Raw genomic sequence first — 10,941 nt, 5'->3', positions numbered from 1 at the left:
TTGATCTGCGCGCGCCATCCTGCACAGCCCGCGGTCGGGACGAAGAGGTGGCCGCAGTCGAACAAAAAGGTGACTGCTCTCCTTGACACACACATTCCCCATGTGAGCAATCCAGAATAGGAGACCCTCACCCTGAGGAGCGCGCACCTTGCGCGCGTCTCGAAGGGCGAGGCCGAGATCGGCCTACATCCTTCGAGACGCGCGTTCGCGCTCCTCAGGATGAGGGGCTGGCAGCTAAGGGCCCTTTCCATGTCACTCAAACTCTACGAACTCGTCGGCGCGGACGCCTCGCGACCGTTCAGCCCTTTCTGCTGGCGCACGCGGATGGCGCTGGCACACAAGGGGTTGGCGGCGGAATCGCTGCCCTGGCGCTTCACGGAGAAGAGCGCGATTGCGCCGCACGGCTCGGAGAAGGTTCCGGTGCTGCTGCATCATGACGAGCCGGTGGTCGATTCCTGGGCGATCGCGAACTACCTCGAAGACCAGTTTCCGGATAGCCCGTCGCTGTTCGGTGGCGAGGGCGGCCGTGCCATGGCGCGCATGCTCAATGCCTGGGGCGACATCGCCATCGTCGGCGGCATCTTTCCGCTGATCGTCGCCGACATCCCGAAGAATCTGGCCGAGGTCGACGCTGCCTATTTCCGCCAGTCGCGCGAGGCGCGTTTCGGCGGCAAGAGTCTGGAAGAGGTGATGTCGGGCCGCGATGCCGGCGTGGTCGCGTTCCGCAGATCGCTCGAGGTGATGCGTCAGACCCTGAAGAAGCAGCCCTTCATCGGCGGCGCCGCGCCGAACTATGCCGACTACATCGTGTTCGGCGGGTTTCAGTGGTCGCGCGTGACGAGCCCGTTCAGGCTGCTGGAAGTCGATGACCCGGTTTATGCGTGGCGCGAAAAACTGCTGGATGCATTCGACGGCATGGCACGAGAATCGCCGGGGCATCCAGTCTAAGCTTCGTAGCCCGGATTACGCTTGCGCTCCATCCGGGCTTCGCGCCGCCGCAGCCTTGCGCAGGCACGCCCGGCACAGACAATCCTCGCCCTTGACCGGCATCGGCAACCGCGCCGTTTCCTCCGCGCACCAGCAGGTGCCGGAGAGGTCGCAACCGAACTCGGTGCCGCAGCGGGAGCAGGCGAGGCGGCGCGGCTCCTGCACTGGAATTTCTTGCGGATTTGTCATGATTTGCGCAAAAGCTGGGCCGTCATTTTCATGCCGGGTTCATCTCCGGCTCCGGTATATTAGGCCTCGCGCCCGGACTCGGAAAGCGGTTAGCAACGCGCGAAGGACACATCGATGGCCCGCGATTCGCAAGCCGCCCTGGTTGCGCTCAACCGTTTCGGCTTCGGCGCCCGCGGCGGCGCGTCCGGCGACCTCATCAACGCGGCCTCGGATCCGCGCGGGTTCGTCAAGGCGGAACTGCGCCGCCCCAATGGCGTACTGCTGGAGGCGCCAGGGCTGCAATCCACGCCGCAGCTCGGACAGGCCGTGTTCGCCTATCAGGACCAGGTCAAGCAGGCGCGCGAGGCCGCCGCCAAAGCCGGCGCGCCGACTGAGGCGCCGGCCGATCAGAAGCCTGGATTGCGTCGCAATCTCTCGCTGAATGCAGTCGCGACCGAGATTGCCGGCCAGATCGCGGAAGCCAAGCCGGCTGACAACAAGCCTGCCGACAATATGGCGAAGCCAGGCGCCATGCAGCCTAACGCGGCGACACCGCCCGCCGCAAAGCCCGCTCCGCAGCCGCTCAACATCATCCAAAAGACCTTTCGCGCCGAGGCGCTGGCGCGGTTGCAGCGCGCGACGCTGGTCGAGTGCGGCTTCACCGAGCGGCTGGTGGTGTTCTGGTCCAACCATTTCTGCATCTCCGCGAGCAAGGGTGAGCTGGCGCGGATTTGGGCCGGCGCGTTCGAGCGCGAGGCGATCAGGCCGAACGTGCTCGGGCGCTTCGCCGACATGCTCAAGTCCGTCGAGCAACATCCGGCGATGCTGTTCTTCCTCGACAACCAGCAATCGCTCGGGCCGGACTCGCGCGCGGGCCAGAACCGCAAGCGTGGGCTGAACGAGAATCTCGCGCGCGAGATCATGGAGCTGCATACGCTCGGCGTCGGCGGCGGCTACACCCAGCAAGACGTCACCTCGCTCGCGCGCATCATCACCGGCTGGACCTTTGCCGGCCGGCAGGGGCAGTTAGGGGTGCCCGGCTCGTTCGTGTTCAACACCAATGCGCACCAGCCCGGGCCGCAAATGCTGCTCGGCAAGACCTATGAGCCGACGGGCCTTGCGCAGGGCGAGGCCGCGCTTGCCGACATTGCGCGCCATCCCTCGACAGCGAATTTCATCGCCAGCAAATTCGTGCGCCATTTCGTCGCCGACGATCCGCCGCCTGCGTTGGTGGCGCGATTGCGCGATGTTTTCGTCAAGACTGACGGCGATCTCAAGGCGATGTCGACGGCGTTGGTCGATTCCGACGACGCGTGGAAGGCGCCGCTGACCAAGATGCGCAGCCCATACGATTTCGTGATCGCCAGCGGCCGGTTGCTCGCGCGCGTGCCGGAGGATCCCGGTAGCTATCTCAACAATCTCAATCTGCTGGGACAGCCGCTGTGGTCGCCGGCTGGGCCGAATGGTTTTGCCGATACCAGCGCCGCCTGGGCTGCGCCCGAAGGCATCAAGCTTCGGCTCGACATCGCCGCGCAAATGGGTGCGCGGCTCGGCAACAATATCGACCCGATCGACCTGCTGGAATTCGCGGCGGCAGATGCTGCCTCCATCGAAACGCGGCGCACCATCGAGCGCGCGGAGTCGCGGCAGCAAGCATTGGCGCTGCTGTTGATGTCGCCGGAAATGCAGAGGAGATGACGATGATCGACTGCGTCGAGAACCGGCTCATCATCTCGCGCCGTAACCTCCTGCTCGGCGGCGCCTCCTTCGCGGCGTGGGCGTACTTGCCGAAATTCGCGCGCGCGGCCGATGGCCGTGACCCCCGGCTGATCGTGGTAATCCTGCGCGGCGCGCTTGACGGTCTCTCGACCGTCGCGCCGGTTGGCGACCCCGACTATGCCGGCCTGCACGGATCGATCGCGCTTACCGCTGACGGTGCGCATCCCGCGATCATGCTCGATACTTTCTTTGCGCTGCATCCGGCGATGCCTGAGTTCGCGCGGATGTATCGCGACATGCATGCCACGGTGATCCACGCGGTGGCGACGCCTTATCGCGACCGTTCGCATTTCGACGGCCAGGACGTGCTCGAAAGCGGCTACGCCGGCCCGGGGCGCGTGCAATCCGGCTGGCTCAACCGCGCGCTGGAAGCGCTGCCGCGCGGCGAGCGTATCTCGATCGGACTTGCGGTCGGCCCGACCACGCCGCTGGTGCTGCGCGGCAATGCGCCGACCGTCGGCTGGGTGCCGGTGGCGCTGCCGCAAGCCGATGACGACACCGCGATGCGTCTGGTCGATCTCTACCGTCACCGCGATCCGGGGCTGGCATCGGCCTTGTCGCAGGGCCTTCAACTCGAGAAGGCTGCGAGCGGCGACGACATGAAGCGGAAGCCCGGCAACGCGGTCGTGCAGATGCGGCAGGTCGCGCGCGGCGCCGCAAAACTGATGGCGGCCGACGACGGTCCGCGCATCGCCGCGCTCGCCTTCGACGGCTGGGACACGCACGCCAATGAGGGCGGGCCAGTGGGGCGTCTCGCGGTCCTGCTCGGCGGGCTCGACGGCGCGCTCGCCGAATTCGAAAGCGGCCTCGGCGAACGCTGGCGCGACACCGTCGTCGTGGTCGCGACCGAATTCGGCCGCACCGCGCGCATCAACGGCACCGACGGGACCGACCACGGCACGGGAACGATCGCGCTGCTCGCCGGCGGCGCGGTGAAGGGCGGCCGCGTCATCTCCGACTGGCCCGGCCTCAAGCTCGCCAACCTTTACGAGGGCCGCGACCTCAAGCCCACTACCGATCTGCGCTCCGTGATCAAGGGCGTGCTGCAGGGACAGTTCGGCCTGTCGGATCGCGTGCTGGCCGAGACGGTGTTCCCGGACAGCGCAGGCGCACGACCGATGAAAGGGCTGGTTGCCTAAACTGTCATTCCGGGTTCGCGCCTTGCGGCGCGTCCCGGAATGGCGACATGATCAGCCGAACATCAGGAGACCATCACCCATGTACATCGCCATGAACCGCTTCCGCGTCACCAAAGGCTCCGAAACCGCTTTCGAGCAGGTCTGGCTTTCGCGCGATACCCATCTGGACAAGGTGCCGGGCTTTGTCGAGTTTCATCTGCTGCGCGGTCCCGAGCTCGAGGACCACACCCTGTACGCCTCGCACACGATCTGGGCCAACCACGCCGCGTTCGAGGCCTGGACCCAGTCGGAGGCGTTTCGTGCCGCGCATCAGCGCGCCGGCGACAACAAGCCGCTGTATCTCGGCCATCCCCAGTTCGAAGGCTTTGAGGTGATGCAGACTGTGGGACGCGGCGCGAAGTAGCACGCCGCCGCAGAGTTCAGCCCAGCGTGATCTTGTCGATCTCGGCAAGATCATCCGCACCGAGCTTCCACGCGATCGCCCTCACGTTCTCCTCGACCTGCTCGACGCGGGTCGCGCCGGCGATCACGCTCGACACTTGCGGGCGTGCGGCGAGCCAGGAGAAGGCGAGCTCGAGCATGCTGTGGCCCCGTACCTTCGCGAAGGCCGTGAGCTTCTCGACGATGTCCTCGTTGCGCGGCGTGACGTAGCGGTCGCGCAGCCGCGGCACCTTGCCGAAGCGGGAGTCATCAGGCGCGGTCTCTCCCTTTCTGTATTTGCCGGTCAGGAGTCCGCTTGCGAGCGGGAAGAACGGTAACAGACCGAGCTTGTATTCCTGCGCGGCCGGCAGCAGATCCTTCTCGATGTCGCGCACGACGAGGGAGTATTCGTCCTGGCAGGAGATGAAGCGGCTGACATTCATCGCGCGTGCGACGTACTCTGCCTCAGCGACCCGCCAGGCCGGAAAGTTCGAATTGCCGATGTAGCGAACCTTGCCTTGACGGACGAGATCGTCGAGGGCGCGCAAGCTCTCCTCGATCGGCGTCAGTGGGTCAAAATCGTGCTGCTGGTAAAGATCGATGTAATCGGTCTTCAGCCGCTTCAGGCTCGCGTCCACGGCGTCCATGATGTAGCGGCGCGAGGCGCCCAGCTTGGTTCCGTCTTCCGCCATCGGCTTGGAATATTTCGTCGCCAGCACGATGTCCTTGCGGCGATCGCCCAGCACGGCGCCGAGTACATTTTCCGAACCACCCATGTTCGAATAGACGTCCGCGGTGTCGAACAGCGTGATGCCGAGATCGAGCGCGCGATGGATCACCTTGCGCGAGGTCTCCAGGTCGGTGCGCTGTCCGAAATTGTTGCAGCCGAGCCCAACCGCAGACACGCGCAGGCCGGAGGCGCCGAGATTGCGAATTTCCATGGGAGATCCCTGTCAGATAAGCAGCGGCGCATTGTGACCGCCGTGCGCCGCAGCAGCAAGCCGCCAGCCGCGTTGCTGCCATACCGACAAGGGACTGCCGACAAGGGACTGCCGACAAAAAAACGGCCCCTGTCAGACGCGGCGACTGACGGGGACCGCTTGGAGCGCTTGACCGGTGACGGGGGGCCTGATCAGACGCAGGTGCAACCTAGTCCCGCCATGTTACGCGCGGGTGACAGGCAAAGTTATCCACAGGGCTCGCGATCACGAGGATCAGAAGATCTTGCGATAGACGATGAAGCCGGAGCGCTCGGCGACCTTATCGTACAGGCGCTGCGCCGTGACGTTGGTCTCGTGCGTCTGCCAGTAGACGCGCGGGGCTCCCGCGAGTTTCGCGCGGTCGTAGACGCCGTGGATCAGCGCCGAGCCGACACCTTTGCCGCGAGCAGCCTCAGTCGTGAACAGGTCCTGCAAATAGCAGGACGGCTCGATCGCGGTGGTGCTGCGGTGAAAGAGATAATTCGTCATCCCGAGCAGGCGGCCGTCGCTCTCGGCGACCAATCCGTGCACCGGCTCATAGGCATCGAAAAAGCGCTGCCACGTCACGCGCGTGATTTCGGGTGCGAGCGCAGTCGGACCCGAGCGGCCGTAGAAGGCGTTGTAGCCGTCCCACAACGGTAGCCATTGTTCGTAGTCCTGCCTCGTGACGGAGCGAATGGTGAGCGACATATGAAATTCCCGCGATCGATGAGGCGTCCTTCATACTTGATGATGGACGTGCTGATCAATCGCGCACTACTCCGCGACGCGCAGATAGCGGATCAGCTTGCGCCCCGCGGGATCGCGCAGCGAGCGGTAGTAGTCGGCGCGGGACGGCGCATCGGTATGCCGCACGAGGTCGGTCACGGGCGTGTAGCTCAACATGCGCCCGCCATCGGGCAGCGCGGCGCACACGAAGCGCAACACCTCGCCATTGCGCAAGGCGATGTTGATCGGCGTGGCATCGCCGATCCGCACCATCTCCATGCGCTGTGCGATGAAGGTGCCGAGCTCGTCTTCGGGCAATTCGAACGCGCCGGTGTCGCGGCCGTGATACATCAGCGCGATGAATGGCGGCTTGCCGTCGGCGATGTCGTCCGGCACCGCAAAATAATCGCGGAACGCGCGGTTGATGAACTCGGCGCGCGTCTCGGCATCGAGCAGCACGATGCCGATATCGGCCTGGTCGAGCGCGGCCGACAGCCGCGCGGCGGTGGCGTGGCTCTGACGCTCGGCGGCAAAAATGCCGAGCAGCCGCCCGCGCATCAGGCCGGTGATGCCTGCGGTGCCCGTGGCCGTCATTGCCAGGAGGCCGAGCTGAACCAGATCCGCCGTGGTAAGGCCGGAAATGCCGTGCTGGCTGAGCAACAGCAGCGCCGCGCCGATGACGGCGACGGCTGCGCTGGCGACGGCGGGCGCGAGGCCCGAGAGCGCGCCGGCAAGCGCCACGATGCAGACCAGCAGCGGCGCAGGCGAGGGCGTGGGGACAAAACGATCGAAAAGCATCGTCAGCAGCACAGTCGCTGCCGTCAGCGCCGGACCGAAGATCACACGCCATCCGAACCGCATGGGGCTGTCTCGCTCCTCCCTGAACGAGGTAAGGCGGCAACACTGACTGATCGTTGCGCCAATGCGATGCGGTTTCGCGCGGCGCGCTTAATGCGGACTTGCGTCCAAGCGCAAAGCTTTCGGATGATTTTAGACCAAGTGCGCGTGCTTGACGCGTTGTTGCAGCGCGGGCGCGTTCAGGGTCGACGTCCCCGGGCCCTTGCGCGTGCCGACCAATATCAGCAGCGATGCCGCGACGAGGATGGCCGCAGTCAGGGTGATCGCAACGACTACCACAGGTGATTTCATCGACGTCCTGTCGCGATGCCGGTCGGCGCGGGGCACGCGGCGCCTTGAAGTCGGGTCCAGGATGAAACGGGAATCAGACCGGCAGGCCCATCGCCATGGTCGCCTTGGTCGACAGCACTGTCAGGGTGACGATCAGGCACAGCGAGAGCGCGGCAACGGCAAGCGAGGCCGCGACCGCGTTGGTCAGCCGGGAAGACGAAACGGTAGCGGGTTGGCCTTGAAAGCCCGCCGCGCCGGACGCCCGTATCATGGTCTAAATCCTTCAACGCGCGAGCGAATCACCCACGACATCGAACAATTTCACCGTGGCAACCGGCAATATTGCGGCGGCCAGCACGCCGAAAATGGCGAGATTGCGGCAAGGAAGACCCTTGTGCCCGCTATTCGCCAGAGCGCGATCGCTCCGTCAGGCGCCCGCGGCGATGCTGGCGGGGTCCTCGATGTCGGCCGGCCGCCACTCCATTGCGACGAAGCCGGGGGCCGCTTCCACGCGCTCCAGCCAGTCCCGGATCGCCGGGAAGGTCGAGAGGTCGAAGTCGCAGCGGTCGGCAAGGTGGGTATAACCGTACAGCGCGATGTCGGCGACCGTGAGCTGGCGGGCGGCGAAATAGGCGTTGGTCTTGAGGTGGTTTTCCATCACCTGGAGGGCGCCATAGCCGCGCTCCATCCAGTCCTCCAGCGAATGGGTCTGCAGGTCGCGGCCGCCCCTCACCAGCGACAGCCAGAAATAGGCCGCGCCGATGTTCGGCTCCAACGCGTGCTGCTCAAAGAACATCCACTGCAGCGCTTCGGCACGATCGATGCGGTTCTCCGGCGCGAGCGGCGTGCCGACGGCGACATACCAGAGGATGGCGTTGGACTCGGCGAGATAGCGATCGTCGCCGACCTCGAGCAGCGGCACCTGACCGGACGGGTTCTTGGCCAGGAAGTCCGGGGTGCGGCTCTCGCCGCGCAGAATGTCCACCTCGACCGCTTCGTAAGGCAAGTTCAGCAGTGCCAGCGCAAGGCGGACCTTGTAGCTGTTGCCCGAGCGTTGCATCGAATAGAGCTTGTACATTCTGAGGATGATTCCGAAAGACGGGAAGGCGCGGCGCTTGTTGCCCTGCAACGCGGCTAAACAATGATGCCGATGCGAATCCGCTGCAAGGGCCCGCCAATAGAAAAACTCGAAAACCCTACCGCATTGCAACGCGGCGGAAGATCATTTCCGTGCGACCATGCAAATCAGTTCACGCTTGCGTCAATTCGTGTGCGGATCGCTGCGCGCGAGGCGTGCGTTGAAGCCTTCACCTTGTTATGACCGGGCATAGCCGCCCGAAAGACGGCGTCGCTTCCGGCCTATGTCCCGGCCATCCACGACCTCACTGCATCATCAAAGAACGTCGATGCCCGGGACAGCCCGGGCAAGACGACCTGCTGTCGCCGACACACAAATTGCTCCGAGGACAAGCCTTGTCGGATATGTGGGATTTGCCTGGCAAAGTTGCGGAAAATTGCGAAGAATCCAGTCTTGAAACGCTCCAGACCCGTAAACTTTTGCGAGATCGGACCGAAGTTTCTTGCGGTGCAACGGCACTCGTTTTAGGGTGGTTCATTCCCACAATCGGAGTCGTGAGGCCAAAGGGTTCACGACGCTTGTCAGGAGATGACGATGCCCTTCCTTGCCGCTGCGCTCGACCGTGTGAAGCCGTCCGCCACCATCGCGGTCACGGATAAAGCACGTGCGCTGAAAGCGGCGGGCCGCAACGTCATCGGCCTCGGCGCCGGCGAGCCCGACTTCGACACGCCCGCCAACATCAAGCTGGCGGCGATCCGCGCCATCGAAGCCGGCAAGACCAAGTACACTGCGGTCGACGGCATTCCCGAGTTGAAGGAAGCCATCATCGCCAAGTTTCAGCGCGAGAACGGCGTCGTCTACAAGGCAAACCAGATCATCGTCGGCACCGGCGGCAAGCAGGTGCTCTACAACGCGCTGATGGCAACCATCAATCCGGGCGACGAGGTGATCATCCCCGCGCCGTACTGGGTCAGCTATCCCGAGATGGTGGCGCTCGCCGGCGGCGAGCCGGTGCCGGTGGTCTGCACCGCCGCGGCCGGCTTCAAGCTCCAGGCCGATGCGCTCGAGCGCGCGATCACGCCAAAGACCAAATGGGTGATCCTGTGCTCGCCGTCGAACCCGACGGGAGCTGCCTACACCAGGACCGAGCTGAAGGCGCTCACCGACGTGCTGGTCAAGCATCCGCATGTTTGGGTCATGACCGACGACATGTACGAGCACCTCGTCTATGACGACTTCCAGTTCACCACAGTCGCGCAGGTCGAGCCGAAACTCTACGACCGCACGCTGACCGTGAACGGCGTGTCGAAGGCCTATTGCATGACCGGCTGGCGCATCGGCTATGCCGGTGGTCCGGCGCAGCTCATCAAGGCGATGTCGACGATCCAGTCGCAGTCGACGTCGAACCCGTCGTCGATCGCGCAATGGGCGGCGGTTGAGGCGCTGAACGGTCCGCAGGACTTCATCCCCGCCAACAACAAGGTGTTCAAGGAACGCCGCGACCTCGTCGTCTCCATGCTCAACCAGGCCAAGGGCATCGAGTGCCCGCGTCCCGAAGGCGCCTTCTACGTCTATCCGTCCTGCGCCGGCACGATCGGCAAGACCGCGCCGTCGGGCAAGGTGATCGACAACGACGAGACATTCGTGACCGAGCTGCTCGAGACCGAAGGCGTTGCCGTCGTGCAGGGTTCGGCGTTCGGGCTTGGACCTGCGTTCCGCATCTCTTACGCGACCAAGACCTCGGACCTCGAAGACGCCTGCAATCGCATCCAGCGCTTCTGCGGCAATCTGCGCTAAGCCTGTCACGACGAAACGAACTGGAATGAAAAGGCCCGCTTCGCGCGGGCCTTTTTTATTCCTGCACGCAATCTGGCACCGCAGGGAATGTTGTGCCATAGACCATTGCGTCACGGGTAGGCGTGCATCTCTGCTCGCATCACGTTCATCGCCGGAGATATTTCATGCGCCGTTCACTCCTTCTCGCCGGGATCGCCGCCGCCAGCCTCGTTGCCTCGGTCGTGGTCGCCGACGCGCAGCAGCGGATGGTGCGGGTCGGCGTGCTCGAATGCCGCGGCGGCGCCAGCGTCGGCTTCATCGTGGGATCGGTGACCAATCTCGGCTGCGTCCTGCGCGCCGAGGGCTTGCCGGAGGATCGCTACGTCGCGACCATCCGCAAAGTCGGCCTCGATATCGGCATCACCCAGGAGACCGCGCTGGCCTGGGGCGTGTTCGCGCCGGTCGACCGGCTCGGACCGGGCGACCTCTCGGGCACTTATGCGGGTGCGCAGGGTAGTGCCTCGGTCGGCGTCGGTCTCGGCGGCAACGTGCTGGTCGGCGGCTCCAACAATTCGATCGCGCTCCAGCCGCTCAGCGTGCAGGGCCAAGTCGGCCTCAACGTCGCGGCCGGGCTCGAGAGCCTGGAACTTCGGCCCGGTCGTTAAGAGCTGGCCGTCAATAACCTGATCTCACTGACGACGCACCGCAGCGATTTTTGATGCTTGCCAAATCTCGGGGACGGGCAGAGCATCTGCGCTTGCCGACCCAATCATGGGCC

13 protein-coding genes are annotated in these 10,941 nt (G+C 64.7%); 6 read left to right on the top strand and 7 right to left on the bottom strand.

The window, feature by feature from the left end; genetic code table 11:
* Positions 1–249: 249 nt before the first annotated feature.
* Entirely contained in the window at positions 250–948 is a 699-nt protein-coding gene (locus ABIB00_RS19505) for a glutathione S-transferase family protein (protein ID WP_354105470.1), read from the top strand.
* 15 nt (positions 949–963) lie between these two features.
* Here ABIB00_RS19505 and ABIB00_RS19500 read toward each other — a convergent pair whose 3' ends face one another.
* Positions 964–1,176 carry a cysteine-rich CWC family protein gene (locus ABIB00_RS19500; protein ID WP_354105469.1) on the bottom strand — a complete coding sequence of 71 codons (213 nt, stop codon included), beginning with the start codon at positions 1,174–1,176 and terminating at the stop codon, positions 964–966.
* Between the two features lie 114 nt (positions 1,177–1,290).
* Between ABIB00_RS19500 and ABIB00_RS19495 the strand changes: the two genes are divergently transcribed.
* From ABIB00_RS19495 to hmuQ, 3 genes are all read left to right on the top strand, one after another.
* Complete coding sequence (locus ABIB00_RS19495) at positions 1,291–2,853, top strand: DUF1800 domain-containing protein (protein WP_354105468.1); 1,563 nt, start codon at positions 1,291–1,293, stop codon at positions 2,851–2,853.
* Positions 2,850–4,073, top strand: coding sequence for a DUF1501 domain-containing protein (locus ABIB00_RS19490; RefSeq protein WP_354105467.1), 1,224 nt, complete (start codon positions 2,850–2,852; stop codon positions 4,071–4,073). Before ABIB00_RS19495 ends, ABIB00_RS19490 begins: the two co-directional genes overlap by 4 nt.
* Positions 4,074–4,152: 79 nt before the next feature.
* Positions 4,153–4,476: a heme-degrading protein HmuQ gene (gene hmuQ / locus ABIB00_RS19485; RefSeq protein ID WP_247353042.1), complete on the top strand. Its 324-nt coding sequence runs from the start codon at positions 4,153–4,155 to the stop codon at positions 4,474–4,476.
* Positions 4,477–4,492: 16 nt separating this feature from the next.
* Here hmuQ and ABIB00_RS19480 read toward each other — a convergent pair whose 3' ends face one another.
* The 6 genes from ABIB00_RS19480 to ABIB00_RS19455 form a co-directional block, all read right to left on the bottom strand.
* Positions 4,493–5,434, bottom strand: a complete 942-nt coding sequence (locus tag ABIB00_RS19480) for an aldo/keto reductase (protein ID WP_354105466.1) — start codon at positions 5,432–5,434, stop codon at positions 4,493–4,495.
* A 273-nt stretch (positions 5,435–5,707) separates the two neighbouring features.
* Positions 5,708–6,163 (bottom strand): GNAT family N-acetyltransferase, encoded by a 456-nt coding sequence (locus ABIB00_RS19475; RefSeq protein WP_354105465.1) that lies wholly within the window; start codon positions 6,161–6,163, stop codon positions 5,708–5,710.
* Between the two features lie 66 nt (positions 6,164–6,229).
* Positions 6,230–7,042 (bottom strand): PAS-domain containing protein, encoded by an 813-nt coding sequence (locus ABIB00_RS19470; RefSeq protein WP_354105464.1) that lies wholly within the window; start codon positions 7,040–7,042, stop codon positions 6,230–6,232.
* Positions 7,043–7,171: 129 nt separating this feature from the next.
* Positions 7,172–7,330: a hypothetical protein gene (locus tag ABIB00_RS19465; protein ID WP_247353050.1), complete on the bottom strand. Its 159-nt coding sequence runs from the start codon at positions 7,328–7,330 to the stop codon at positions 7,172–7,174.
* A 73-nt stretch (positions 7,331–7,403) separates the two neighbouring features.
* The gene (locus ABIB00_RS19460; RefSeq protein ID WP_247353051.1) at positions 7,404–7,580 is read right to left on the bottom strand and encodes a hypothetical protein; all 177 of its coding nucleotides are present in this window, start codon (positions 7,578–7,580) and stop codon (positions 7,404–7,406) included.
* 156 nt (positions 7,581–7,736) lie between these two features.
* Entirely contained in the window at positions 7,737–8,387 is a 651-nt protein-coding gene (locus ABIB00_RS19455; protein ID WP_354052594.1) for a glutathione S-transferase family protein, read from the bottom strand.
* Positions 8,388–8,981: 594 nt separating this feature from the next.
* Here ABIB00_RS19455 and ABIB00_RS19450 point away from each other — a divergent pair.
* Positions 8,982–10,184 carry a pyridoxal phosphate-dependent aminotransferase gene (locus tag ABIB00_RS19450; protein ID WP_247447646.1) on the top strand — a complete coding sequence of 401 codons (1,203 nt, stop codon included), beginning with the start codon at positions 8,982–8,984 and terminating at the stop codon, positions 10,182–10,184.
* A gap of 164 nt (positions 10,185–10,348) precedes the next feature.
* Positions 10,349–10,828: a DUF992 domain-containing protein gene (locus tag ABIB00_RS19445; RefSeq protein WP_247353057.1), complete on the top strand. Its 480-nt coding sequence runs from the start codon at positions 10,349–10,351 to the stop codon at positions 10,826–10,828.
* Positions 10,829–10,941: the final 113 nt, after the last annotated feature.

Origin of the sequence: Bradyrhizobium sp. LB14.3 (assembly GCF_040547985.1) — a bacterium.
Taxonomy (GTDB): Bacteria; Pseudomonadota; Alphaproteobacteria; order Rhizobiales; family Xanthobacteraceae; genus Bradyrhizobium.
The sequence above is the reverse complement of the archived record's forward strand: the minus strand, read 5'-3'. Positions and strand labels throughout refer to the sequence as shown.

Excerpts from the sequence above, each read along its gene's own strand:
- ABIB00_RS19505 (WP_354105470.1), top strand. The coding sequence starts at position 250 with ATGTCACTCAAACTCTACGAACTCGTCGGCGCGGACGCCTCGCGACCG.
- ABIB00_RS19500 (WP_354105469.1), bottom strand. The coding sequence starts at position 1,176 with ATGACAAATCCGCAAGAAATTCCAGTGCAGGAGCCGCGCCGCCTCGCC.
- ABIB00_RS19495 (WP_354105468.1), top strand. The coding sequence starts at position 1,291 with ATGGCCCGCGATTCGCAAGCCGCCCTGGTTGCGCTCAACCGTTTCGGC.
- ABIB00_RS19490 (WP_354105467.1), top strand. The coding sequence starts at position 2,850 with ATGACGATGATCGACTGCGTCGAGAACCGGCTCATCATCTCGCGCCGT.
- hmuQ (WP_247353042.1), top strand. The coding sequence starts at position 4,153 with ATGTACATCGCCATGAACCGCTTCCGCGTCACCAAAGGCTCCGAAACC.
- ABIB00_RS19480 (WP_354105466.1), bottom strand. The coding sequence starts at position 5,434 with ATGGAAATTCGCAATCTCGGCGCCTCCGGCCTGCGCGTGTCTGCGGTT.
- ABIB00_RS19475 (WP_354105465.1), bottom strand. The coding sequence starts at position 6,163 with ATGTCGCTCACCATTCGCTCCGTCACGAGGCAGGACTACGAACAATGG.
- ABIB00_RS19470 (WP_354105464.1), bottom strand. The coding sequence starts at position 7,042 with ATGCGGTTCGGATGGCGTGTGATCTTCGGTCCGGCGCTGACGGCAGCG.
- ABIB00_RS19465 (WP_247353050.1), bottom strand. The coding sequence starts at position 7,330 with ATGAAATCACCTGTGGTAGTCGTTGCGATCACCCTGACTGCGGCCATC.
- ABIB00_RS19460 (WP_247353051.1), bottom strand. The coding sequence starts at position 7,580 with ATGATACGGGCGTCCGGCGCGGCGGGCTTTCAAGGCCAACCCGCTACC.
- ABIB00_RS19455 (WP_354052594.1), bottom strand. The coding sequence starts at position 8,387 with ATGTACAAGCTCTATTCGATGCAACGCTCGGGCAACAGCTACAAGGTC.
- ABIB00_RS19450 (WP_247447646.1), top strand. The coding sequence starts at position 8,982 with ATGCCCTTCCTTGCCGCTGCGCTCGACCGTGTGAAGCCGTCCGCCACC.
- ABIB00_RS19445 (WP_247353057.1), top strand. The coding sequence starts at position 10,349 with ATGCGCCGTTCACTCCTTCTCGCCGGGATCGCCGCCGCCAGCCTCGTT.